Below are 23,117 nucleotides of genomic sequence, written 5' to 3'. Positions count from 1 at the left end.
TCTATGAGACACCTTGACCCATCTTATTCATTGTGCAAACCTGCCACTATGAGACATGATGCCTCGAACAGGCTGGCCTTGGCGGTCCTGGGCGCGACCGGCGCCACGGGCAGGCACGTGGTGACCAACGCGCTCGCGCGGGGGCATCGAGTGGTGGCACTGGTGCGCCGCCCCGGTTCCCTGGCTCCTGCACCGGGACTACGCGAGCATCTGTGGGCCGACCTGGCCGACGCGGCCGGTCTGGGGGCTGCCCTGGCTGGGGTTGACGCTGTGATCAGCACCCTCGGCGGAGCAGAGAAGGGCCCCACCAGCGTCTGTACTGAGGCGATGCGTTCCACTGTGCCCGCGATGGCCGCCGCTGGCGTGAAGCGGCTCATCGTGGTCAGCGCCCACGGGGTGCTGGAGACGCATGACTCCTCGCTGTACTCCAAGGCGGTCTGGGCCGGTGTCGCTGACAGGATGCGCGACAAGGAGTCCATGGAGCCGTTGATCACCGCCTCCGGCCTGGACTGGACGATCGTGCGTCCCCCGAAGCTGTCCGAGCACGCCGCGAACGGGAAGTACGCCACCGGCACCGACACCTCGGTCCGGCTGTGGAGCTCCATCGGACGCGCCGATCTGGCCGACTTCCTGCTCGATGAGGCCGAGGTTCCCCGTTACACCCGCGCCCACCCCCGGATCACCCGATGAGCGCGCTGGAGGTTCCCGTGGCCGCACCGGCGGTGAACGTCAACCTGTCGGGACGGGTCGCAGTACTCACCGGCGCTACCGGCGGCATGGGCTCAGTCATCGCCTTGGAACTGGCCCGCGCCGGAGCCCACGTGGTCATCCTCGCGCGCACACCAGCGCGGGCCGACGCGCTGGGTCGGCGCATCCGAGCACAAGGGGTTGAGGGCGCCTTGGAGGTGATCGCCGCCGACATGACCCGACGTAGCGATGTCCTGAACGCCGCCGCGACCATCGCCGAGCGCCACCACCAGGTGCACCTGGTGGTCAACAACGCCGGCGCCCACTTCCGCGACCGCCAGCTCTCGCCCGACGGCGTCGAGATGCACATCGCCCTGGACTACCTCGCCGGGTACGGCCTGACCACGGCGCTGGCAGGGCAGCTCCGCCGCGGCCACGCCCGGGTGGTCAACGTCGCCAGCGACACCCTCAACGACACCCGCCAGCTCAAGCTGCTCGGCCCGGCCCGACCGGCGACCCTGGATCTGGACGGCGTCAGCACCCTGTCCCAGCTCAACCCCGCGGCGGGGTTCAAGGCCTTTGAGGCCTACGCACGCGCCAAGCTGATGAGCGTCACCGCCGGCCACGCCCTGGCCGAACGACTGGCTCCCGAGGGAGTCACCGTCAACGCCGTGCACCCCGGCATCGTGGCCACCGACATCATCGACGACCTCGTCCCAGCCCTGCTCAAGCCCTTCAGTGCGCTGATCCGCCGTAGCATGCTCACCCCCGAGCAAGGAGCCCACGCCGCACTGCGCCTTGCCACCGATCCCGCGCTCGAAGGCGTCACCGGCCGCTACTACAACCGAGACATGCCCACGACCACGCCCCCAGTCGCCTACGACCCCACAGTTCAGCAACAGCTGCTCGGCCTCAGCGACGCTCACTTCGGACGGTGAAGGCGCCACCGCATCGGCCGGCGTCCGGGGGTCCCCGCCTGCCGCGAGTCTGTGCCAAGGAGGGAACGGCCCACGGGCGCAGATTGGCCTCAGAGGGTGCCAAACCGTGATGCCCGGTTCGTCACCGATGGGGGATCGGCTCGCGGAGCGTGCCAGTACGGGATCGGCTCGCGGAGCGTGCCAGTACGGGATCGGCTCGCGGAGCGTGCCAGTACGGGATCGGCTCGCGGAGCGTGCCAGTAGCCGTTCGGCTTACGGAACGTCCGGGCATGCCGATGAGCGTGCTTCCGACAGCTACCAGGCCGCACCGTTCCACACCACGAACCAGTCGTCGTCTTCAGGCAGTAGCCGCACCCACATGTCCTGAAGCTCTGTGCGCACCACTTGGGATTGCCACACGAGCCATCCGAGCTCCTGAGGCGAGTACTCGACCGACGACTCCTTGCCCCGGTTGTAGGAGGTGATCTGGATGCGGTCGTTAGCGACCCTCTCGACGAAGCCGTGTGCGAGCCGGTTGCGCAAGCCGAAAACCTTACGCAGCACCGGTATCACGAACGGCCAGGAGTCTTCGAGGTCGTGGTCTTTCATAAGGGTCTCGAGCATGCCGACTCGAACGTCATTGGGGATTCGGGCGAAGATGTCGAAGGCCAGCAAGTTCGCGGCCGCCTGGTCGACGGCGAGCGGCAGAGCAATCAGTTCGTTGAGGGCGTAGTCGAGGATCGTGGCCTGTTCGAGGATGGCGGCCCGGGCGAGGTGACTGCTGCGGTCAGATCGGTCAATGCCGGCGACGCGCTCCAAGTACTGGTCGAGGTTGGGTTCGGAGGCGTCCACGTCGCGACAGTACGGCGGCGCAGGCCCACCAGGCAGCGAGGCGCTTGAGTACTTTCGTCTCAGCGGCGAGGGCTGCGTTTGCATCGGCGGAGCGAGTCCCGCCGCTCGATACGCAATCATCTACCGCACGTCACCCGACACGAACCGTTGAGGGACTCATCGACATCAAGCGGAGGATGGACGAGAGTGAGTTTCGACCAGCACGTATCGATAACCGACCACCGATACGGATCAATGATGGTGACGGTGGAGCCCCAGCGGAGTGTCGTCCTTGAGGGTGAAAACGTGCCGCTGGTCAGAATCGAACGCGTGGAGGGGTCGACCCTCAGTGAGACCGTTCCCGTGGGGACTCGGCGCTCGGACGACCTCACAATGACGCTCGACGGTCAGCCGGTGCGGTTGGCGCCGGCAGGTGGTCGGTTGAGTCGGCGGTCCTACCGAATCGACATCACGCATGCGGGTTCGCGCTATCGGCTGCAGCCCAACTCGTTCTCAGGCAGCCGTCTGACACGCGATGGGCGGCCTCTCGGCGAACTCTTCTGGCTGGACGACCATCGTTTCGCAGAGTGGGAGCAGCGCGCCGACCTCCGACCGTCCGACGCTGCCCTCGGTTACGCCCTTGCGGCGTCCTTCGGGACGGGCGCACAGCCGTTCTGGATGACCGCCCTCGACCTCGTCGCCGCGGGGACCCCTGGCTGAGACTGTTCTGCGTTCCGTGACTTCGTGTTGCCGTGTAGTGATTGCGGCACCCTTGGGCCTCCTCGCCGTCCAGAGGAGCAGCCGCTTCGCACCGGTTTGCGCCGCAGCCATCTTCTCCGCTGATGGCGTGACCCTCTTCGTGTCCCCGATCCGGACTCTGCGCTACGACCACGCAGACGACTCATCACCGTGACGGCGGGAACTGCTGCACGGGTAGGCGGGGACCCAACGGAGGTTGGCGTCCCAGTAGCCGATCCTTCAGTTCAGTGGAGCGCGGCGAAACGTGGGTCGACCTCGTAGTCGAGGCGCTTGTTCTCCAGTGCTGCGAATACCTGTGCAGGTGCGTCGTCGCCCACCAGGAGTCGCAACCTCGTGTCGGTCGAGTCGGCAACGTGGGCCAGGATTGCGGCTGCTGCGTCGCGTGGCGAAGTACCGCCACCGGTCCCGTCGGCAGGCCATGGCACCTCGGGGGTCCCGAAGAGACTGCTTCTGAGTTCGTCGTAGGCCGGGTGTGGGGCGCTGAACCGCATGCTGGTCGTGGCCCACTCTGTGTTGATTTCCCCCAACTCTGCCAGCGTCACACGTACGCCGAAGTCTCGAACCTCCGCCGCGAGAGCCTCACTGAACCCCTCGAGCGCCCACTTTGCGGCGTTGTAGAGCCCCATCGTGGGCATAGTCCCGACCGCTCCAACGGTGGATATTTGAACGATGTCGCCGGCGCCCTGTTCGCGCATGACCGAGACCGCTGCCTGGCTGAGCCACAACGCACCGAACAAATCGGTGTCCACGATCTCCCGAGCCTCGCGCTCGTCGACTTCCTCGATCGCACCAATGAGGCCGTAGCCAGCGTTGTTGACCAACACGTCCAAGCATCCGAACTGGGCGACGGCCCGGGCCACAACTTCTCGGGCTTGGTCGTGTTCGCGCACGTCGAGCTGGTGCACCACCAGGCGCTCGTGCTCGGCGAGGTTGTGGGCGCCCCGCACGGTGGCGAGCACCGAGTGACCGGCATCCAAGGCTGCCTCTGCCAACGCTCTCCCAAGCCCACGGTTTGCGCCGGTGACTAGCCAGGTCTGATTCGAGTTCATTGGCTCACCATAACTGAAACTGGACGGACCGTCTCGTTTGCACCAGCATGGCGACATGGCCCGCGACAGCACACGTACTCGCGTGCATGCGGCCGTGTTACAGCTTGTTGTCGACAACGGCTATGGACAGTTAACGATGGAGGGCATTGCCTACCAGGCCCGGGTGAGCAAGCAAACGCTCTACCGATCGTGGCCCTCGAAGTCCGCTGTCCTCTTCGACGCGTTGCTTGAGCGAAGCGGAGGCGCGGAAGTCGAAATTCCAGAGACCGGTGACCTTGCTGCTGATCTTGAGGTCTTGATGCTGGCCACGGTTGAAGAGATGACCAACCCGCCCATGGACAAGTTGCTCCGCGCGATCGCGACGGAGATCCAGAGCGACGATCGGCTCGCTTCCGAGATGTCGACCCGTCTTCTCGGCCCTCAGCTCAACGCAGTCACCGCCCGGTTAGCTCGCGGAGGCATCGCTGACCCGCAGGAGGCCGTCGAGCTGCTCTACGGCGCTGTGCTCCACCGCTGGCTTCTACGAACGCGACCATTCACCGCCGCTTGGGTGACGGCACATGTGGCTCGCACCCTCCGCGCCTTCGAAGCGCGCTGACGGACTCGCCCTCTCGATAGAAGCCTCCAGCCGATGGGGACGCGATCATTCCCAACCGTGTCTCAACGGTTGGTCGAGCAATCCCGCAAGCCGATCGACATCGAGGCCCCATCCGTGAGGGAGTGGCGCGCCGGACGGGTAAAGCACAAGACCGATCGAGCGGGGCGGCACGTCGTACGCCGCGTCGCGGATTGGACATGATCAGGCGCGAACTTGTCCGGCACAATCCAACCTGTGCCGCTTCCCATTCTCACGACGGCCCGACTCAGCCTGCGGCCGGTTACCGAGGACGACCTACCGCTCATGGTGGACCTCAACCGCGACACAGCCGTCATGATGCACATCCTCGGGAGACCCGCCAGCGCCGCGGAGACCGCTGAAGAGTGGGCCGAACGTCTCTCGCTACGAACAGATGCCGCCCGAGGCCCCGGCTACTGGGCTGGCTACGAAGAAGAGCAATTCGTCGGCTGGTGGGGAGCAAGCTCGTTCGTGGACAACCACGACACGAGCTCCATCGGCTACCGCCTTCGTCGCGCCGCGTGGGGACGCGGGCTGGCAACCGAAGGAGCGCAAAGGATGGCTGCGCAAGCCCTTTCGGCGCCAGGTGTCACTCGCGTCGTCGCCAGCACGATGATGGTGAACCACGCCTCGCGTCATGTGCTCCAGAAGGTTGGCCTTGTGCACGTCGGAACCAATGTGCAGGAGTGGGACCATCCGATTACCGGCTGGGAGCAAGGAGAGGCTGAATACGCGCTCGCGCACCCCGATCGACCTGACACCTCCAGATCCATCCCTGCTCGTTGAGCGTTGCCCGTCCGGGACAGACGCGAGCTACGACCCGTTGGGTTCGTCGGGTCTGGTGCGGGAGAGATTGATGTCGTCTCGGTGGTACCACTGCCCGGAGGGCGGTTGGTCGACCATGGGGTCTTTCCAGCGCAGGCGAAGCCGGTCGGGTTCGACCTCCACCAGGGTGGCCTCATGCCAGTTGCGGGCGTCGAGTGGCTGCACCCACCAGGTCTCAGCGAGGGCAGCGAGTCCCTGGCCGAGGACGGTGTCGAACGCTTCGTCGCGGGTGGTGATGGCGCCAAGTGCGGCTCCGAACGTGGTTGTGGCCTGCCATCCGCCGGAGGTCGGGATTAGTCGTCCGAGGAGTTCGCCGTCGTCGCGGTGGACGTCCTCGGGTGTGGGGAAGTCGGGCCAGGAGTCCTGGATGGCGGCAACGATCTTGTTCGTGGTCTCGCGGAGCGCGGTGATGGCCTCGCGTTCGGCGGTGCTGCCGGAGTAGGTCTCGGGTGCCGGGTCGCGTCCGGCGACCCAGATGGTGCGTAGGTGCTGGGTGGCGGTGATGTCTGCGGTGGGGTCGCCGTTGACGAGGACTATGTCGGCGCGTGAGCCGATACGCAGCCGGCCACGGTCCGGCATCTCGAATACGTCTGCAGGGGTTGCGGTCGCTGCGCGCAACGCCTCGGTGGGAGGCAGCCCAGCGTCCACCAGGTGCTGCAGCTCACGGTGCAGGCTCGCGCCAAAGACCAGGCCGGGATTGGGAGCATCGGTGCCGGCGAGCACACGCACCCCGGACTGGAACAGGGCAAGGGTGTTCTCGCGGGCCGCAGCACCGTCCGGTGGGGGTGGCATCCACCTCCGTGACTGCCCATCCAGGACCCGGCGCCAACGCGGACTCAGGCGGGCAGCCAGTCCCGGTTCGCCCAGCAGCGGCATGCCGCCGTCGGCGTTGGGGAATCCATCGACCAGGGACAGTGTCGCGATCAGCGCGACCCCCGTCTGCGCGACGTCACGGACTTCTGCCTCCCTCATTCGTTCGAACGGAACATGGGCCAAGACATCGACCCCGCAGCGCGCGACCGTGACCGCCCCGGCCGCTGTGGAGACATGCGCCACGACGGGCAGGCCGTGACGGTGCGCCGCAATCACCAGTGCTTCGATCGTGGCCGGGTCGAGGGAGGCGATGTTGAGCATCGCGCCCGAGCCGTCGTCGTAGATCACCTTCAGATGGGTCGCCCCCTCAGCGATCCGTGCCTCGACGAATCGCGGTGCGTCACCGGGACCGGTCACGTAGGGGATGGGGGCGTAGGCCATCGTGGGATGGCCGTTGGGAGCCGTGGCGCCGATGCTCGAGGTGCGCAGATCCGCTCTCGCAGGTCCTGCGCCCGCGAGAGCTGCAGCGATGGCGGCCCGCTCCGAGTCGATGACGTCGGGCTTGCTGAACTGGTCGATCACGGTCGTGACACCGAAGGTGGCGGCCAACTGGGTGCAGCCGGGCAGCAGGTGGACGTGGGCGTCGATGAGGCCGGGAAGCAGCGTGCCCCCGCTGATCAGAGCGTCGTCGTGACCGATGATCTCCGAGCCGCCGATCGCGTCGATGCGTCCCTCGGCGACCCGTAGGTGCGTGGCCGCCAGTACCTCGCTCCCATCGAACAGGCGAGCGGCGGTGACGGTGAACGGCTGGTGGACGGTCATGCCGGTGACGATAGAAGTTGACGTAACGAGAAGGTCCAGTCGATAGGGTTGCCGGGTGGAGCACTCGATCAGCGAGGTCGCCCGGCTGGCCGGTGTTTCTGCCCGGACCCTGCGGCACTACGACGACCTGGGCCTGCTCACGCCAGCGAGGGTCTCGGCCAACGGTTATCGGTGGTACGAGCGCCAGCAGCTGCTGAGGTTGCAACGGATCCTGCTGCTTCGCGAGCTGCGGATACCTCTCTCGGATGTCGCAGAGATCCTCGACGGCGAGACAGCCGAGCTAGCCGCGCTGCAACGTCACCGCGAACAGCTGCTTAACGAGCGGGCGCGGCTGGATCGGATCATCGACACCGTCGACCGCACGATGGCCGACCTCACCGGAGAGCAGCCGGCCACCGACGAGGAGTTCTTCACCGGGCTGGCCGAAGGCCGGTCCCGCCTGCGGCGAGACCTCATCGAGCGGTATGGGCCTGCCGTCGAGAACCACTTCGACGCCGCCGAACAGGTCACGGCCCGATGGGAACGGGAGGACCACGAGCGGGCCGCAGCCGAGGGCCGAGAGTTGTTGACCCGGATGTCGTACGCGCGTAGTCGCGGTGTCGCGCCCAGTGATGATGAGGCACTCGACCTCGTCGTCGAACACCACGAGGGTGTCGTTGCGCTGTGGCCGGCCGATCCCGCCGCGTACTACGCGCTCGGGGACCTCCTCATCGACAGCCCCGACCAGCACGCCATGGTCGCCGAGGTCGATCCGCAGCTCCCGCCTTGGCTTTCAGCAGCCATCAAGGCCTACTCCGTGCTTCGGCTAGGACACCGCCCAGGATGACGACTGGCACTCACCGCAGCCACCACCGTCCCCACTCACGGATGCCGCTACGGGAACCCGTCAAACCTGCGTCCTTCCGCCGCCTGTCAGCGCGCCTTAACGCCCACAACGCCAGGATGTGGTCGGGGACGTGCTGAGCATCCCCGAGAGAGGCGCGTGCCCTCGGCGTCGTTGCGGGCCTACGTAGACCGCGCCCCTCGGACTCCTCGGCCGAATCGGAAATCAGGGCTGTTGGAGCGAGTCGCGGAACGAGTGGCAGCCGTCGACCTGAATGCCGCTGAGCCTGGCTGCATTTCAATCAGGCTCAATGAGGAACCAGTTCCAGTAGCCAGTCACCGAGGAGGTGACCGCGCCCGGAAGTTTGGTGCGTCAATTCTGGGGTGTCTGGTGCCGTTCAGGCAGCCAACTGCGCTATCGGGCAGCACACCGAAGGGCTACCGTGACCCAATGACGGTGGAGAACGATGAGGAGCGTCGACTCGGCTTGGCCGAGTCCATTGAGTCATTGCGCCGGGAGTTGGCGGAGGCTATCGCCGTGGGCGCCGAGCGGGACCTGCAGTTCGAGGTCGGCGAGATTCAACTTCAACTGACGCTTACGGCCGAACGCTCCAAAGAGGGCTCGGGTGGGGTGAAGTTCTGGGTGGTCGACGCTCGGGGCGGCCTGAGCGCGACTGACACGGTGACCCATACGTTGACAGTCCCGCTGACCCCGCGGCCCAAGGGCGGCGGCGCCACCCTCACCGGTCGCTGACGCTGATGGCACCGACCGTCCAACACACGGCGGCGAGGGCGGTAGCCCTCCTAGAGGACGGCGTCCTACGCGCGAGCGGATATCTCATCGCCCCCACCGCGGTGATCACCTGCGCACACGTGCTTACTCAGACGGACTGGATTGGCACCCGGTGGGACGGCAGCACGGTCGAGTTCGACCTTGCAGCCACCCTGTCGTGGCCCGACGCCGACATCGCGATCCTTATTCCCCGAACACCGGTCGAGGTCGAACCCGTGACTGTTGGGGTCGTCGATTCGCTGTACCCGGAACGACTGCCCTTTCGGATGTATGGGTGGCCGCTCTGGGGCGCGGAAGCCGGCCCGGACGGCGGGGTGCGGGACGGCGGCCGGATGGTCCATGGCCTCATCGATCCGAGCGACACGTCGCCGGACAGCAACCTAGTCCTGCAGCCAGACCGCACCGGGGCAAGCCACCTGTTGGGGCGGTCGGACTGGAAGGGCATGTCGGGCGCCGCGGTGTTCTGCCTGGACCGCCTTGTCGGAGTGCAGCGGCGACACGTGGACGTAAGTCGGCCGGATTCGGTTGAGGCACGCCCGTTGCAGTTGCTTCTTGACCAACCCGGGTTCCCTGAGCTTCTGCAGGACTTGGGAGTAGTGGTAGACCGGGACTGGACCATAACCGGCACCCGCGCGCGCCGGACCCGCCTCGAACTGCACGGACCGGATGCTGTGCCGCTTTTCTCAGTCACCGACTTCGAATTGCGTTCGGACGGCTGGGACCGACTCTTCTGGCGAGCGACCGCGGTCGACAGGACCCGTCCGGAGGAGATCACCCCGGTGCGGCCCGTTGAGGTGCTGACGTGTGCTCCGCGGGACGTAGCCCACCTCGGTGGCACAGGCACCCTCACCGTGGAGACGTCCCGGGACACCGACGAAGCGTCGGAGTCGGTGAGCCGACCATTCATGGTCACAGCCCCCTCCGGTCTGGAGGTCGCCGCGTTGTACGAGATCGCGATGTGGCTCCTCAACGAGGCGCGGAGAGGTGGGCCGCCCCCGGAGAACGACCGCGCCGGCCGGCTCGCCGCAAGCACCGCTGACCTGGTCGAACACGCTGTCAATGTCGCGCAGCCGCATTCGCTCGTGACGTTGGCCGCGAGGGGTCTGCCCGCGCTGCGTCGGAGCATCGCATGGGCGCTCAACGAGAGCAGCCGGCGGCTGCGCGACGCAGACGACCGCCTTTCCGCGGAGGACCGCAAGGAAGCGAAGCACACCTACCACGGCGCTTACGTCGTGCAGCAGACACTTGCGAATCAGGCGTATGGGCGCTTCGACCCATCCGACCCGTTCTGGTCACACCGACTCCGCCTTCTGGGGTTTGCCAACCACACCGAACTCCTGGCGCACATCACGCCATCGTTGTCCCACCTGGCGATAGCGCCGGGCTCGTTCGAGGCTTCGGTGCTCGAGCTCCTGGTGACAGTCGGACAGGTGGACATCAGGAGCCCCGACTACACGCAAGCCACTGGGGAGATCCAGGGCCGCTTCAACGACCTGGTGAATGCACTACTCCGCGAGGGCATGACGCGATGGGATGGGGACAGCGTCCGCTACCTGGTGCCGACGGCTGTGGGTCAGCTGCGTCTTCCGCAAATGCTGGTCTCCAAACCCTGACACGCCATCATCGATCCATCACCGTGCGGTAGCGGGAACCTCATTCGCGCTCGACGAAGCCAGTCTTACCGCCGCGAAGGGGCCCGGTGCCGCAACGCGGCGTGTCATCCGATCTTCGACCCGTAGAGCTGAATGCTTGGGGATCGACGAGATTGACCTCGAACCTCAGACTCGCAGATAGCGAGCAGTAGAGGGTGGCCCGTCGGTGTTCGCCCCTACCGTCCTGTCTCCGGTCGAGCGACCGTCCCGTATCGCGGGTCAGGAGGGTGGGAACGGGGATTCGTAGATGGGCGTCTGTCGAGGACACTGGCGTGACGTTCGGTTCGACGACGGGGGTCGATGCTGGCCGGGCGCCCGCTTCGTGCGGCCGACTCGAGCAAGTGTGCACGCGCGTGAACGTCACGTCGTGACCGCAAGCGGTGCCATGTCGACGTAGGTTTAACGGCGCTTCTTCGGCTACGCGTCACCGACCGTTCCCGTTCTTGCTATTAGGAGGACGTCTTGCCCCGCCGCTTCTATGACATCGCTGTCGCCGTCGGTATCGGTGCCCTGGTCTGGCACCGCCGACCAACCGACCGTGCCGCTTCGCAGACACCCGCCGTGGCTGAAAGAACATTGCACGCGCCCCTAGCGGAGATCGAACTGATTGACTCTCAAGTGGCCGAGGTAACTGCGGAGGTTCGAGGGCGGCTTGTCTATTCCATTACTCCCGCGCTCCTGTTCCTGGCCTCACTGGCGCTGCTGCTCTACCCGCAGTACACCAATGCCTTAGAGTTCAGGCAGCTGATTGGCGGCAGCATCGGCTTGTCCGCCCAAGAGATCGTGGCCGTCAACCTTGCGCTCCTGGCGCTGGTCGCAACGCTCACGGTCGCGCTGGTGGTGGGCGGTTCGGCGAGCCGCGCCAGCGCGCAACATAGTGTGGGCGAGCAACTGCCTCAACGTAGCTACCGCGGTAGCGGTCACCTCTATCTTTCTTGCCGGTCTCGCCTTGCTCGGGGCGACCAAGCGCCACGACTTCCTGCAAGGGATCCTGGCGTTTGCCGTCGCCGCGCTGACGGCCATCCTGATCGCTTCCTGTAGCGAGTGGGACGGGAAGTCGGTGATACAACTGGCGGACCGTAAGCGCAGTTACATCAGGTGCCGGACTGTACTCAGCAGGTATGAGACCAGGCCCGATTCCAACCACTTTATTGGGCCCGTAGTGGGTTTTGTCTGTGTCGTCGGCGCTATTCCCGCGGTCACTCTGGTAGGTCTCCAATTTGCAGCCGCTCCGTCGGAGTTGCGCTTGGCGACCGCTACGACATTCGCCCTCGCGACGCTAGTCGGCTGGGCCGTGGCTGCCATACATCTAGCGGCGTTGCTATACGTCTTGAATGTAGAATTCCATAACCACCTGTTTGATCGCAGCGCGACGGTCTTTATCTTTAGTTTGGGTGAAGTAACTCTCGTGCTCAGTGCCATCACAGTGGCGATACAGCCCGCCTCAGCGGCGCAAACCGTTGGACTCCTGTCCTGCACTCTGGGCTGGGTCATCTTGCCGATCGGCTTCATTACCATTGGCTGGCGGAAAGGGTGGGGTTGGTCCGCGTCTATTACGGTTCACCAACTGCGACGCGGACGGGAGCGTGAAGCGGAGTTGGCTCGAGACATCGCGCGGCTGAACACGGCGGTCCGCGAACAGGCGTGGGTCGGGTAGCTGCCCGGATGCGACTCAGGTAACTGCACGCCGCAAGGTGCGGCATATCGCCGCCTGCCGGCGTGAGGGCTGGGTTGGGATGCGCCCGAGCGCTCCGCGGACCGCTCTCGCTGGCTGAAACCCCCAATGCTCGGCGGCGTCAAACTAGAAGCGGGCTCGCGCGTCGGGGACACTGACGGCATGGCCCCAACGCACACCGACTCCGAGGTTGTGCTCAACGGACTCGACTTCTTGGAACGAGCCGTCGCTGATCTTGGTCAGACACCGCCGGACGTCAAAGACGCGACCCTCCACTTATTCAGTGCTATCGAAGTACTGATTAAGGCCGGCCTGATCAGAGAGCACTGGACGTTGGTAGCCGTGAAGAGCGACGGCGCCACCCAGGCTAAGTACGACAGTGGCGACTTGCAGACAGTTGATCCGATGTCAGCAATCAAGCGGCTCCGTGACGTCCTGGGCATCGCGGTTTCGGTGCAGCGCGAGAAGGACGTCGACGCGGTTCGCATGCTTCGCAACCGGATTGCACACTTCGCCATGATCGGTGTGGCACCTGCATCAGCAGCTCCCCTCCTCGGCCGTGGGTTCGACTTCGCCTGGTGGTTTCTGGGCACTCACATCCGTCCCGGAGCCTCTGCGTCGGATGTTCACGCCATCGACAACGTGATGGCTGATGTCGCTGTCGCCGCCTCAAAGATTTCAGCGCTCGTCAGCGAGCGGATGGGTGCGCTCGAGCCCGAGCTCTCCGTACTCGAGTGGGCGTTGAACTGTCCACGTTGTTCCCAGTCGGCTCTGTGTGAGGGAGCTGAAGGGCCGCCCGTCTGCAAGTTCTGCTTCTGGAGCGTCTCAGGTGAGGAAGGTGCGGATGAGTACGTCGAAGAGTCGCTCGGGATCTCTTCCTACCTGACCTTCAAAGATGGTGGGGACTGGCCGATAATCGACTGCGTCGCAGGCGGTGATGCTGCACTCGTCGAGGGAGTCGAGGTGGTCCGCTCAGTAACCGCTGGCCGCAAGGGCAACGACTACATGGCGTGTTTCACCTGTGGGCTGTTCGAGCAAGGGGCTCACATTGAACGATGCGAGCGATGCGGTTATGCCTGCGGGGCAGCTATCTGCGAATCGTGCGTCGACTATCTGATGGCTGACTAACCATCGTCCCACTGGGCCATCGACGTTGGACGGCAGATCTCCTGTCGCGTACGCGGGCGTGGGCACGGGGATCGATCGACATTGTCCTCAGCTGCGTCACTTCGCCGCCTGTTGCACGAGACGTCGCCGGGCTGGACGTTCAGCTTCCACGGTCCATCTCAGCGCGGCAGTTGGAGATCACACAGGAGGCTCAGGCGGAGCCGACGTCCGAGTGCCGATCTGTCTAGCCGACCAGCGAAGATGGCCACATGGACCTCAGCCCCCGAGTTGCTCGATGGGTCCGGCGCGAGTTTTCCGAGGTCGATGCTGAGCGCGTGTTCTCTGCACTGGACGACCTCCCTGCCTCTGTCGTCGGCGGCCAGGATCCGGAGCGGACCCAGGCTGCGATCGTGATCCGGTCCGGAGGTGACTGGGCAAAGGTCGAGGGGATGATCCGCCTGGCCCACGAGGACTGGCGGGACCTTCTCGTCGCGGCGGACGTTGGTCACGCCGACTGGCCCGCTGTCCTGGACGACGTGCTGGGTCCAAGGAACACGTCGACCGAGGAAGCACGCCACGGAGACCGCAGATGGGCGGGCGCGCATGATCCTGACTCAGGTACGCCGGGCCAGCCGACGGAGCCGCACGGTTCACCGGGCCTCAGCCGTTGGTCCGGCGCACTGCCCCGGATACCGCTGCTAGCGCTGGTGGTGCTCTTCGTCTGAGAGCTCGTCGGGTTCGGGGCAACAGCATTCGGCGTGAACGAGGCCCGCGCCCGTACGGCGACGACGACCGGACAAGTCCTCGACTCGGGTGACACCATCCGCGATCGGTACGGGGCACTTGTCTGCAAGGGCGCCACCGTGACGTTCCCTCTCGAGCGGCCCCGCTTCAGGTACGTCGGGCTCGTGCGAGACCGGTGCCCGCAAGACGGTGGATTGGCTACTGCGTCACTGCGCTACGACCCGGACGCTCCGGCGAACGCCTCGACGTCAGAGGGCTGGATGGTGCTCGCGGGCTTCATGGCGCTAGCAGCGGTTGGCACGGTGCTTTGTGCCTTCCTGCTCGCCGTGCGCGGTTGGAGAGAGCTGAAACCGCGCCGGTGGACCCTGCGACGTTCTTGACGCCACGAAGCACATCCCTGCGGTCGGCGACGATCGCCCGACGACGTCACTCCGCCGCCTCTGGCGAAAGCCGTTTCGCCCGAACATGCCCATCTGAGGGCTCACTTGCGATGGCGGCTTGCCCGCTTGGCCACCGATGCTGGGGAGCTCACCGCTCGGACCACCTCGCCACCAGTTGGCTGGAGGTGTCTTGGTAAGAACCTCGAGCCGTCTGACGGGGGTCGGTCAACTTGCTATCAGCCGAGTGCACCAGGGGCGGTGAAACCGTCCCGCCAGCTTGGGTAGCGCGGCGCCCAGTCGAGTTCGGTACGCGCCTTGAAGCTTGAGGAGCCTCGTTGGTGCTCGGCCATCTTGGGCAGGAAGTTACCGGCCGCGAGGCGGGCGAGCCAGGTGGGGACGTGATGCGGTGATTTTCCGCCGGCTGCTGCCGCCAGGGCGGGCATCCATTCGCGCTTCGGGGCGGGCTCGTCGTCGACGATGTTGTAGACGCCCCGGGTTCCGTGGTCCAAGGCTTGGACGGTCGCGGCTGCAGCGTCGTCGACATGGACGAGCGAGAAGAGGCCTGCGCCCGTGCCGACGATGGGTAGCCGTCGTCGCCGCAGGTCCTCGTACTGCTGGCCACCGCGGCCGATGCTGGTGCCCGGGCCGTAGAAGTATCCGTAGCGCAGTACGAGCCCCTCGAGGCCAGCGTGGGCCGTGACTGCAGACTCCATTGCCAGGTTCGCTTGCACGACCGGACCGAACGGCGGCGGTTCGTGGCGGGCGTCCGGGCTCGTCTCGTCACCGACGGGTGGACCCTCGAAGGCAAGCATGAAGCTCACCGACTGCACGATGGCCCGATGTGCGCCTGCCTCGTACGCCGCATCGAGGAGGATCGGTGTGACCTCGGTGCGGAGCCGGTTGGTGGTCGCGATCCACTCGTCGTATCTGCGTGGTTTGAGCGTGCCGCCCAGCGATGTCAGTTGATGGACGACCACGTCTGGGGCAGCCGTGAGCACGGCTGCGCGGAGCGCGGCGGAGTCGAAAGCGTCGAGGACCACCGCTTCGGCCCCGGTGCTTCTCAGCGTCTCTGCGCGTGCTGGTGATCGGCTCGTGCCGACCACCTCGTGGCCGGCCTGTAACAGCTGTGCCACCAATGGGCGACCGATGGCTCCAGTCGCCCCGGCCAAGAAAACCCTCAATTGCTGGCCCTAACTCGTCCAGCGAACTGACCAGGCGCTGGCCGGAACGCGCCCATCTGTAGAGAAATCAACGTCAGTCTCAGGCGCACACGAGCAGGATCGCACGGACGTGCCCTAGAGCCTGAAAGCATGCCTGGTTCGGTTCTTGACGTCGGGCGAATCGGCGGCATCCGCTGATTGGCACCCAGCCAGCCCTGCATCCGCAGCCTCGGCGGGCACGAACCGATGGCGTCCGCGGCTTGCCAGGGTCTCGGCGTGAAGACAACCCGTCGCTGACGCCACGTTCACGGCTGACCGACGCAGCCCATCCATCGCGACGGCCTTCCCGCACGACAATCCGACCCGCCACGCCGCCTCGCGTCGCTGCGCGACGGAGCCTTGGCCCACGCCCCGGTCTGGCAGTCGGCAGAGCGGCTCGCAGTATGGACTCCCGCAACCGAGGCCTACAGGCTTCTTGCGCTTACCAAACAACTACTCCAGCCGGTTCTTGACCGATTCACCCGCCACGCCGATCCGTCCCACAAAGGTCACGTGCGATGCTCTTCACCTTGCGATTGTTGCCATTCGAGATCCGACGTAGCACATTCCAGGATTGGTCGGCGTTCAAGCCGAAACGCTCGATCAACATGGCCTTCGCTTGCTCAATGTCGGCGCCGGTCTCCATCGCCTCACGCAGGCCGGCAAGCTCAAAACGCAGCCCCCCGACAGATGCTCCACGCTGGGCGTCAGCGGGTCGGTTCCCGGCCTGGACGAGCAGGCGTTCCACGGCTTTCGAAGTGGCCGTCATTGCAATCCACAGCTTCGCTTTCTGAGCGGCGTCGAAATGACGCGCCCCTTCATAGTGCAGCGCCAGATACCCCATCACTATCGGCTCACTTGTCCGGATCAACGGTAGGCAGGCCGCGGCACCGAGATCAGTGCCTGCCAATATGCCCGCGGCCCGTGGGTAGCGGGCCAGTGTCATTGCCGCATCCTCGAAGAATTGCGGCTGCGCGGAGCGCATGGTTGCTGGTCCCGGCAAGGCCGTGTCCAGCGAGACGGTGGCAAACATGGCGCACGTGCGCTCAGAAAACCCCCTGTCGAAGGTGTGCACCCGCCCGCCACTGACCAGACCGAGAGACAGGCCGGTCGCGCCCAGTCCTGCGCAGCGCTGTTCGAGGTCCGTCATGAACGGGGCCCAACCTGCGGTTCCTTGGTGCGCCGAGGATCCTTCGTCAGGGTGCGTGTCGTTTAGGGCCATGCGAACTCCCAGGGGCTTCAGCGCCCGCTCAATGACAGAGGCTCCACAACGAACCAACTGTCGCTGTCATTGTCGCACCACCTGGCCGCCTGCGGCGAACTACTCAGCTTGCTGGAGACCCGCGCCAGGAACCCCATCATGAAGAAGGGCAGGACGTCCTCGCTGCGCATCTCTGGTGGTGGTGGCCGTCGCAGCCTTGCCCTCGGTGGCGCCGCCGTCGCGCCACCACCGGCTCTTACTCCTCGACCTGTGGCGAGGACGCCGCAACCTTCGAGCGGCGGGCGCGGCGCGCGGGAGAGACGCCCCGGGAGACCGACCGGCGGCGTCCGGGCAGGCGGGCAGGCGGGCAGGCGGGCAGGCGGGCCGGGTTACCCGTTGAGGCGCCTGAGATGTCCGTCCGTCGTACGGCCGCTCAGATCCAGCCGCGGTCCAGGGCTGCTCGGGCGGCTTCCACCCGGGTGCGGGTGCCGGTCTTGCCGATCGCGGCGGACAGGTGGTTGCGCACAGTGCCCGGGGAGAGGTGCAGCCGGGCGGCGATGCCCGCGACCGGGGCGCCCTCGAGCGCGAGGCGCAGCACCTCCGCCTCGCGCCCGGTCAGTGGGCTGGGCCCACCCAGCAACGACTCGGTGGCGAGCGTGGGGTCGACCACCCGCAGTCCCGCGTGAACGCGACGTACGGCCTCGACGAGCTGTGGGGCGGGGATGTCCTTGACGACGAACCCGGCCGCACCCGCGTCCAGGGCACGGCGCAGGTAGCCCGGGCGGCCGAACGTCGTCACCATCAGCACCCGAGTGGTGGGGCGGGCGGCCGTGACCTCGGCACAGGCGGCGATGCCGTCGCGCCCGGGCATCTCGACGTCGAGCAGGCAGACGTCCGGGTCGTGCTCCCGCACCGCTGCGAAGACCTCGTCGCCCCGGCCGACCTGGGCGACGACCTCCAGGTCGGTCTCCAGGTCGAGCAGCGCGGCCAGGGCGTGGCGTACCAGGGCTTGGTCGTCGGCGAGGAGCAACCGGATCGGGGTGCTCACCACGACGCCTCCAGACGGGTGCCCCGCCCGTCCTGTCCGGGCCCGACGGTGAAGTGTCCGCCTGCTCCGTGGACGCGCTCGCGCAGCCCCCGGAGGCCGTTGCCCTCCGGCGTGTCACCGAGGCCCCGGCCGTCGTCCTCGACGACGAGGGAGCTCTCGGTCAACCATGCGCTGCAGCGGTCGGCGCGGCTGTGGCGCACGACGTTGGTGACCGCCTCCCGCAGCACCCAGCCCAGCACCACGCGGTAGCGCGGGTCGAGCACCCGCTCGTCGGTCGGCAGGTCGGGCACCATTCCGGCACCGAGCAGGGCCTCCCGGGCGTGCTCGATCTCGGTGGAGAGTCGAGCCGCTCGAAGCCCGCCCACGGTGGCCCGGATCTCGCCCAGCGCCTCGCGACTCAGCCGCTGGATGTCGGCCAGCTCCTCCCGTGCCCGTGCGGGGTCGGCCTCGACGAGGCGGGCGGCCAGCTCGGCCTTGACGATGACGACGGTCAGGCTGTGGCCCAGCACGTCGTGCACGTCGCGGGCCAGCCGTTCCCGCTCGGTCGCCAGGTCCTGGCCCCGCACCGCCGACTCGTAGGCCTGGCCGTGCTCGCCCAGCAGCCGACCGGCCACGGCCGCCGCGGTGACGCCGACCAGGATGAATAGCAGCGACAGGTCCTCGGGTCCCAGCCACAGAACGGTCGCTAGCGCGGTGGCGGCCAGGAGTGCCCCGGCGTAGATCCAGCACAGCGGCCGCGGCAGCCCGAAGACGCCGAAGGACTGCAGGAACGGCACGAACGACAGTGCAGCCGCGCCGATGGTCGGGACGGTGGCCGCGGCCAGGGCGAAGAGGAGCACCAGCACGACGACCGGCTCGGGGACGGACCGCCGCCAGTGCCGGTCAGAGGTGAGCCGCAGCACCTCCCCGACGTACGCCGCGGCGAAGCCCAGGACCAGGGCCACGGCCAGCAGCCGGGGCGCCCACCCGCGGTCCGCCTGCAGTGCCGCCACCACCGGGAAGACCAGGAACACCACCCAGCCCGACCACATCAACCAGCCGAACCGCTCCCAGGGGTCGCGCGGAGCAACCTCCGTGCTCACTGCCGGGACCGCCCGCGGTGGACCAGCGAGGTCGCCACCGTCGCGAGCAGCAGGGACCATAGCGTCACGTTGGCGACCGCGATCCACAGCGGCTCGGTGGTCGTGGCCCCGTCGTTGCTGAGCAGCACGCCCTCGGTGACGGGGTAGCGCGCCAGCGTGACGTAGCCGTACAGAGGCGTCCAGCGCGCCACGTCGAGCATGGTCCCCGAGAGCGGGACGAAGATGTTGCCGAGGAACCCCAGCACGACGATGCTCCCGCTCGCCGCGCTCAGCGCCGCCTCTGACCGGAACGCCAGCCCGAAGCAGAGGCCGTAGAGGGCGAAGACGGAAGCGCCGAGCAGGATCACCAGGGCCGCGCCGCCCCAGGCCCACCAGGGAGCCCGAGCACCCGTGATCGCACCGAGGGCGAACACGAGCGCGATCGGCAGCCCGGCCACGAGCACGGCGACCACCGCCTTGGTGACTACGTACGTCGCGTCGCGGAGCGGGGTCAGCCCCAGCTGACGCCCCCAGCCCTGCATCCGCTCGACGGCGGCCGCGCCACCGATCGACACGGTCGCCGTGACCGCGCCGTACGCCGCCATGGACACCATGATCAGCATGGCCACGTTGCCGTTGCCGACGCTCTCGTCGGCGTACTGCTGCGTTGCGCCGAAGATCAGGTAGAAGAAGCCGGGGAGCACCGCGGTGAAGAAGATGGTGGCGCGGTCGCGGGAGAGCCGCCGCAGCTCCAGCCGCAGCAAGGTCGGGTTGAGCAGCCCGGCGGCCCGTGGGGTCGTGGTGGTGGTGGTGGTGGTGGTGGTCGTCATCGAGCTGCCTCCGGTGCTGCGGTGGCCGAGGTGGCTGGCGTGGACGCAGTGAGCTGCACGAAGGCGTCCTCGAGGCTGCCCGTGGCGACCTCGAGGTTGCGCCCCCCGAGCTCGGTCAGCAGCACCCGCGCCACGAGGTCGGAGTCGGCGCTGCGCACCTCGAGCCTCCCGGCCTGCAACCGCGCGCTGCCGACCCCGGGCAACCGCTCCAGACGTCGTACGACGTCCGCGGCCGCGACTGCGTCCAGGCCGGGTGGGAGGTCGGCGTGCACGACCCGACCCGTGGCCATGGCCCGGATCTCCGCGGTGGGCCCGTCGGCGACGACCCGGCCGGCCGCGACGAGGACGATCCGGTCGGCGAAGTCGTCGGCCTCCTCGAGGTAGTGCGTGGCGAAGACGACCGTGCGACCGCGGCCGCTGTCGGCGTGCATGGTGGCCCAGAACTCGCGTCGCCCGGTGACGTCCATCCCGGCCGTGGGCTCGTCCAGCACCAGCAGCTCGGGGTCGGGCAGCAGGGCGAGGGCGAAGCGGAGCCGTTGCTGCTCCCCGCCGCTGCACCGCGACACCAGCCGGCCGGCGAGGTCGGCCACGCCCGCCCGGGCCATGACCTCGGCGACGGGGGCGGGGCGGGCATACGTCGAGGCCACCAGCTCGACGGTCTCGCTCACGGTCAGGTCGCGGAGCAGGCCACCGGTCTGCAGGACCGCGGCGACCCGCCCGTCCAACACGGCCTGGCGCGGCGGCAGACCGAGCACCTCGGCGTGGCCGCTCGTCGGGGCCGCCAGCCCCAGCACCACGTCCAGGGTCGTGGTCTTGCCGGCGCCGTTCGGCCCGAGCAGGGCGACGACCTCGCCGGCCCCGATCTCCACGTCTACGCCGTCGACCGCGGTGACGGTCCCGCCCGACGCGGCAAAGGTCTTGCGGAGATCCTGCAGCAGGACAGCGGGGACGCTCATGAGGACCACCTTGCTCCACCCGCAGGCCGGGAGGATGCTCCCGCTGTCACGACCTGAGGATGACACCTGTCATGCCCTCGACGTCCCCAGGAGCCTCTGATTGACACCCTGCTGGCAAGCATGGCCTCGCTTGAACACCGACCTGGGACGCTGGCACCCAGTCCGTTGGTGCTGCGAACGGGGTGCACTGAGTCCTTCGCCCCGTGCGGCTCCGTCGATGATGGCGAGAGATCCCGGGCCTCGGCCTGGCCGCTGAGTCCGCTTCACTTGCCTGTTGTTGCCGTCGAGGTCGACGACCGCGCCCACATCCAGCGCCTTGGTCGCCGCGCCGGCGTGATCACGCCCCAGACCCAGACCCCATCGAGGCGGTCGCGATCGTGACCGCCAGCGCGCTCGTGGGGGCTGCCAGCGGCAGGTCTGGCTGGCGGCGACGTCCAGACCGGCCGGGATGTCTCGTCCGCGCCACCCCATAGCCTGCGACAATGGCTATGCATTGGACCCTGGGCGGGGATGCCACCGACCCTCACCGGCTGGCGGCCTTCTGGTCTGCGGCTCTCGCGTATGTCCCGGAGCCCGGCTACGAGGATCCTGATGGCGCATCGATCGTCGACCCTGAGGGTCGAGGGCCGGTCATCGGTTGGCTCCGTGTCCCGGAAGGGAAGTCCGCCAAGAACAGGCTCCACATCGATATCCGGGTCGCCGGTGAAGGTCCGTGGGACATGGCGGAACGCGAACGGCTGATTCGCAGCAAGGTGCCTGAGCTCGTGGCTATCGGCGCGACTCTCGTCCGCGAGGAGCATTACGGGGACGCGCTCGGACACATCGTCATGCTGGACCCGGAGGGCAACGAATTCTGCGTCGCGTGAGGTATCCAGCCGCCTCGCGTGACGATCCGACTGTGGTGATGCCCCGCATGACGATCCGACCCTGATCACAGCCCGCGCGACGATCCGTCGCCAGACGCAGAGCGTCCGTGTCTTACCGCCGCCTGTCGGACCCCTTCCGCGACCCGCGAGCCTCCCGGCGAATACTCAAGACGTGTCGCCGCTTCAGCCCTAGCGTTACGGGATGCCGCGATACGAGTACGACGCCGAAGCCAGCGAGCGGTTGCAAACGGACGTTGTACACGAGGTTCACACCAACCCCGCCCCGGTGCCCCGATGGGTAGATGCCATGCGCCGGTTCAACGCGATCGACGATCAGCTCGCGCGGAGGATCCTTGCTCTTCATCGAGATTGCGGCACCGGCGACGGAGAGTGCGACTCGGGAATGGACCGGGTCCCGATCACCCGAAGCGCGACGTGGGGTTGCGAAACGACCGCCGCGATTGCTGACCACTTCGGGGTGCAGTACACCCTCGGCCGCGAGAACTAAGACGAACGACCGGCGACGGGGCGCCCGGCCATCAAGGTGTAGGACCATTCCACCGCGATCGCCCAGGCGTCAGGCGCTGATCGTTCGGCGGCGAGTGAAGGCCATGCAGTGCGGACCGCATTGGCTACCTGCTCGAGCCGCGAAGGCGCGAGCTGCGCCGGGCGGTCTCGAAGCCACTGGACGAGGTCTTCACCTTGAACGTGAGTGCATCGCCCGGAGATCACTCGCTGCGGGAAGTCAGCCCACCAGACCATCACTGGGGTCACCCATACGTTGATCCGACTGGCCGCCAGTACCCGGTGGTGGGTCTCGCTCGCCAGGCGCAGGAGATGGCCAGTGCCCCGATGTTCGTAGCGCAGCTCTGGGTCATCGATTCGCCTGACTGTCACGATCCCGTCCTCCACGATCACGCGGCCATCGATTCGTTTGGTGTCGAGCACGAACACCCCGCCAGGTCCGATCAGCACGTGGTCGACATTGCCGTCGCCTCGAGGCAGGTCGTGTAGCACCACCCAGCCCTCGCGTTCCAGTTCTTTGAGCTGCTTGCCGGTTGCCTGCTCACCAAATGCGCCTTGTTGCCACTGCTCGATCCAAGCTGGGGGCGAGGTTCGAGCCGTCATCCAGAAGCACATCGACGCCCCGGCCCAGAGCCCGAACATGAACGTCCAGAACGGCCATACATGTGCTGCGATCCACGAAAAGATGAAGATGGATCCGCAGACCACAGTGACCACCGCGAACACCTTGCGCTTCCGTTTGCGCCAGGCTCGTGTGAGCGCTCGGAACTTGGCCTGCGCGCTGCCGCCCGCCTCCCCCTGTGACATAGCTAAAGCATCACCCGTGGCCCGCCTCAGAGTGCTGGAAACTGGGGAGATCACCGCGCTCATTCGGCAACAGGGCGGAACGCCAAACGACGCTTGGGCCGCGTCACACCGCCCCGGGCAGGCAGCGACACC

At 67.0% G+C, this 23,117-nt stretch carries 23 protein-coding genes; 13 read left to right on the top strand and 10 right to left on the bottom strand.

From position 1 onward, the window contains the following. Window positions 1-3: 3 nt before the first annotated feature. Together EDD33_RS09625 and EDD33_RS09620 are read left to right on the top strand one after the other, a co-directional pair. Window positions 4-690, top strand: coding sequence for an NAD(P)H-binding protein (locus EDD33_RS09625; protein ID WP_123390442.1), 687 nt, complete (start codon window positions 4-6; stop codon window positions 688-690). Continuing rightward, on the top strand, window positions 687-1,625 hold the full coding sequence (locus EDD33_RS09620; RefSeq protein ID WP_123390440.1) for an SDR family NAD(P)-dependent oxidoreductase: 939 nt from the start codon (window positions 687-689) through the stop codon (window positions 1,623-1,625). Before EDD33_RS09625 ends, EDD33_RS09620 begins: the two co-directional genes overlap by 4 nt. A gap of 294 nt (window positions 1,626-1,919) precedes the next feature. Here EDD33_RS09620 and EDD33_RS09615 read toward each other — a convergent pair whose 3' ends face one another. Then, window positions 1,920-2,456: a hypothetical protein gene (locus EDD33_RS09615; RefSeq protein WP_123390438.1), complete on the bottom strand. Its 537-nt coding sequence runs from the start codon at window positions 2,454-2,456 to the stop codon at window positions 1,920-1,922. A gap of 186 nt (window positions 2,457-2,642) precedes the next feature. On the opposite strand from EDD33_RS09615, the gene EDD33_RS19975 reads away from it, so the two are divergent. Next, window positions 2,643-3,155, top strand: coding sequence for a hypothetical protein (locus EDD33_RS19975; protein ID WP_170169767.1), 513 nt, complete (start codon window positions 2,643-2,645; stop codon window positions 3,153-3,155). 263 nt (window positions 3,156-3,418) lie between these two features. Here EDD33_RS19975 and EDD33_RS09605 read toward each other — a convergent pair whose 3' ends face one another. After that, complete coding sequence (locus EDD33_RS09605; protein ID WP_123390437.1) at window positions 3,419-4,243, bottom strand: SDR family NAD(P)-dependent oxidoreductase; 825 nt, start codon at window positions 4,241-4,243, stop codon at window positions 3,419-3,421. A gap of 55 nt (window positions 4,244-4,298) precedes the next feature. Between EDD33_RS09605 and EDD33_RS09600 the strand changes: the two genes are divergently transcribed. Further along, window positions 4,299-4,841 (top strand): TetR/AcrR family transcriptional regulator, encoded by a 543-nt coding sequence (locus EDD33_RS09600; RefSeq protein ID WP_123390435.1) that lies wholly within the window; start codon window positions 4,299-4,301, stop codon window positions 4,839-4,841. A gap of 234 nt (window positions 4,842-5,075) precedes the next feature. Further along, window positions 5,076-5,645, top strand: a complete 570-nt coding sequence (locus EDD33_RS09595; protein ID WP_123390433.1) for a GNAT family N-acetyltransferase — start codon at window positions 5,076-5,078, stop codon at window positions 5,643-5,645. A 27-nt stretch (window positions 5,646-5,672) separates the two neighbouring features. On the opposite strand, the gene EDD33_RS09590 is transcribed toward EDD33_RS09595, so the two are convergent. After that, the gene (locus EDD33_RS09590) at window positions 5,673-7,319 is read right to left on the bottom strand and encodes an amidohydrolase family protein (RefSeq protein WP_123390432.1); all 1,647 of its coding nucleotides are present in this window, start codon (window positions 7,317-7,319) and stop codon (window positions 5,673-5,675) included. A 55-nt stretch (window positions 7,320-7,374) separates the two neighbouring features. On the opposite strand from EDD33_RS09590, the gene EDD33_RS09585 reads away from it, so the two are divergent. The 6 genes from EDD33_RS09585 to EDD33_RS09560 all read left to right on the top strand — a co-directional run bounded on the left by EDD33_RS09585 (window position 7,375) and on the right by EDD33_RS09560 (window position 14,093). Continuing rightward, window positions 7,375-8,145 carry a MerR family transcriptional regulator gene (locus tag EDD33_RS09585; protein WP_123390430.1) on the top strand — a complete coding sequence of 257 codons (771 nt, stop codon included), beginning with the start codon at window positions 7,375-7,377 and terminating at the stop codon, window positions 8,143-8,145. Between the two features lie 447 nt (window positions 8,146-8,592). Further along, complete coding sequence (locus tag EDD33_RS09580) at window positions 8,593-8,895, top strand: trypco2 family protein (protein WP_123390428.1); 303 nt, start codon at window positions 8,593-8,595, stop codon at window positions 8,893-8,895. Between the two features lie 5 nt (window positions 8,896-8,900). Beyond that, window positions 8,901-10,547 (top strand): S1 family peptidase, encoded by a 1,647-nt coding sequence (locus EDD33_RS09575; protein ID WP_123390427.1) that lies wholly within the window; start codon window positions 8,901-8,903, stop codon window positions 10,545-10,547. A gap of 501 nt (window positions 10,548-11,048) precedes the next feature. Continuing rightward, window positions 11,049-11,627, top strand: a complete 579-nt coding sequence (locus tag EDD33_RS19755) for a hypothetical protein (protein ID WP_148077029.1) — start codon at window positions 11,049-11,051, stop codon at window positions 11,625-11,627. Between the two features lie 796 nt (window positions 11,628-12,423). Next, entirely contained in the window at window positions 12,424-13,389 is a 966-nt protein-coding gene (locus tag EDD33_RS09565) for a hypothetical protein (RefSeq protein ID WP_148077028.1), read from the top strand. Between the two features lie 248 nt (window positions 13,390-13,637). Then, the gene (locus EDD33_RS09560; protein ID WP_148077027.1) at window positions 13,638-14,093 is read left to right on the top strand and encodes a hypothetical protein; all 456 of its coding nucleotides are present in this window, start codon (window positions 13,638-13,640) and stop codon (window positions 14,091-14,093) included. Between the two features lie 635 nt (window positions 14,094-14,728). Here the strand turns inward: EDD33_RS09560 and EDD33_RS09555 are convergent. From EDD33_RS09555 to EDD33_RS09530, 6 genes are all read right to left on the bottom strand, one after another. Next, a complete protein-coding gene (locus EDD33_RS09555; protein ID WP_281274141.1) occupies window positions 14,729-15,661 on the bottom strand; it encodes an NAD-dependent epimerase/dehydratase family protein in 933 nt (310 codons plus the stop codon). A 508-nt stretch (window positions 15,662-16,169) separates the two neighbouring features. Beyond that, window positions 16,170-16,841 carry an ANTAR domain-containing protein gene (locus EDD33_RS09550; RefSeq protein WP_170169766.1) on the bottom strand — a complete coding sequence of 224 codons (672 nt, stop codon included), beginning with the start codon at window positions 16,839-16,841 and terminating at the stop codon, window positions 16,170-16,172. A gap of 484 nt (window positions 16,842-17,325) precedes the next feature. Beyond that, a complete protein-coding gene (locus EDD33_RS09545) occupies window positions 17,326-17,943 on the bottom strand; it encodes a response regulator transcription factor (RefSeq protein WP_425463847.1) in 618 nt (205 codons plus the stop codon). Beyond that, window positions 17,937-19,022, bottom strand: a complete 1,086-nt coding sequence (locus EDD33_RS09540; protein WP_246003444.1) for a sensor histidine kinase — start codon at window positions 19,020-19,022, stop codon at window positions 17,937-17,939. Before EDD33_RS09540 ends, EDD33_RS09545 begins: the two co-directional genes overlap by 7 nt. Further along, window positions 19,019-19,831: an ABC transporter permease gene (locus EDD33_RS09535; protein ID WP_246003443.1), complete on the bottom strand. Its 813-nt coding sequence runs from the start codon at window positions 19,829-19,831 to the stop codon at window positions 19,019-19,021. Before EDD33_RS09535 ends, EDD33_RS09540 begins: the two co-directional genes overlap by 4 nt. Beyond that, window positions 19,828-20,787 (bottom strand): ABC transporter ATP-binding protein, encoded by a 960-nt coding sequence (locus EDD33_RS09530; RefSeq protein ID WP_123390414.1) that lies wholly within the window; start codon window positions 20,785-20,787, stop codon window positions 19,828-19,830. The genes EDD33_RS09535 and EDD33_RS09530 overlap by 4 nt, the downstream gene beginning before the upstream one ends. A gap of 488 nt (window positions 20,788-21,275) precedes the next feature. Here EDD33_RS09530 and EDD33_RS09525 point away from each other — a divergent pair, with 488 nt between their 5' ends. Together EDD33_RS09525 and EDD33_RS09520 are read left to right on the top strand one after the other, a co-directional pair. Beyond that, window positions 21,276-21,653 (top strand): VOC family protein, encoded by a 378-nt coding sequence (locus tag EDD33_RS09525; RefSeq protein ID WP_246003442.1) that lies wholly within the window; start codon window positions 21,276-21,278, stop codon window positions 21,651-21,653. A gap of 202 nt (window positions 21,654-21,855) precedes the next feature. Then, the gene (locus EDD33_RS09520; protein ID WP_123390411.1) at window positions 21,856-22,161 is read left to right on the top strand and encodes a hypothetical protein; all 306 of its coding nucleotides are present in this window, start codon (window positions 21,856-21,858) and stop codon (window positions 22,159-22,161) included. Here EDD33_RS09520 and EDD33_RS09515 read toward each other — a convergent pair. Next, entirely contained in the window at window positions 22,158-22,985 is an 828-nt protein-coding gene (locus tag EDD33_RS09515) for a nuclease-related domain-containing protein (RefSeq protein WP_170169765.1), read from the bottom strand. The genes EDD33_RS09520 and EDD33_RS09515 overlap by 4 nt on opposite strands. Window positions 22,986-23,117 lie beyond the last annotated feature (132 nt).

The organism is Nocardioides aurantiacus, from assembly GCF_003752505.1.
Classification (GTDB): domain Bacteria; phylum Actinomycetota; class Actinomycetes; order Propionibacteriales; family Nocardioidaceae; genus Marmoricola; species Marmoricola aurantiacus.
The sequence above is the reverse complement of the archived record's forward strand: the minus strand, read 5'-3'. Positions and strand labels throughout refer to the sequence as shown.

What these genes read in the sequence shown, in the direction of transcription:
- EDD33_RS09625 (WP_123390442.1), top strand. Translation starts at nt 4, where the DNA reads ATGAGACACCTTGACCCATCTTATTCATTGTGCAAACCTGCCACTATG.
- EDD33_RS09560 (WP_148077027.1), top strand. Translation starts at nt 13,638, where the DNA reads ATGGACCTCAGCCCCCGAGTTGCTCGATGGGTCCGGCGCGAGTTTTCC.
- EDD33_RS09520 (WP_123390411.1), top strand. Translation starts at nt 21,856, where the DNA reads ATGCCGCGATACGAGTACGACGCCGAAGCCAGCGAGCGGTTGCAAACG.
- EDD33_RS09620 (WP_123390440.1), top strand. Translation starts at nt 687, where the DNA reads ATGAGCGCGCTGGAGGTTCCCGTGGCCGCACCGGCGGTGAACGTCAAC.
- EDD33_RS09515 (WP_170169765.1), bottom strand. Translation starts at nt 22,985, where the DNA reads ATGTCACAGGGGGAGGCGGGCGGCAGCGCGCAGGCCAAGTTCCGAGCG.
- EDD33_RS09575 (WP_123390427.1), top strand. Translation starts at nt 8,901, where the DNA reads ATGGCACCGACCGTCCAACACACGGCGGCGAGGGCGGTAGCCCTCCTA.
- EDD33_RS09590 (WP_123390432.1), bottom strand. Translation starts at nt 7,319, where the DNA reads ATGACCGTCCACCAGCCGTTCACCGTCACCGCCGCTCGCCTGTTCGAT.
- EDD33_RS09535 (WP_246003443.1), bottom strand. Translation starts at nt 19,831, where the DNA reads ATGACGACCACCACCACCACCACCACCACCACGACCCCACGGGCCGCC.
- EDD33_RS09580 (WP_123390428.1), top strand. Translation starts at nt 8,593, where the DNA reads ATGACGGTGGAGAACGATGAGGAGCGTCGACTCGGCTTGGCCGAGTCC.
- EDD33_RS09550 (WP_170169766.1), bottom strand. Translation starts at nt 16,841, where the DNA reads ATGACGGACCTCGAACAGCGCTGCGCAGGACTGGGCGCGACCGGCCTG.
- EDD33_RS09565 (WP_148077028.1), top strand. Translation starts at nt 12,424, where the DNA reads ATGGCCCCAACGCACACCGACTCCGAGGTTGTGCTCAACGGACTCGAC.
- EDD33_RS09525 (WP_246003442.1), top strand. Translation starts at nt 21,276, where the DNA reads ATGCATTGGACCCTGGGCGGGGATGCCACCGACCCTCACCGGCTGGCG.
- EDD33_RS09530 (WP_123390414.1), bottom strand. Translation starts at nt 20,787, where the DNA reads ATGAGCGTCCCCGCTGTCCTGCTGCAGGATCTCCGCAAGACCTTTGCC.
- EDD33_RS09605 (WP_123390437.1), bottom strand. Translation starts at nt 4,243, where the DNA reads ATGAACTCGAATCAGACCTGGCTAGTCACCGGCGCAAACCGTGGGCTT.
- EDD33_RS09600 (WP_123390435.1), top strand. Translation starts at nt 4,299, where the DNA reads ATGGCCCGCGACAGCACACGTACTCGCGTGCATGCGGCCGTGTTACAG.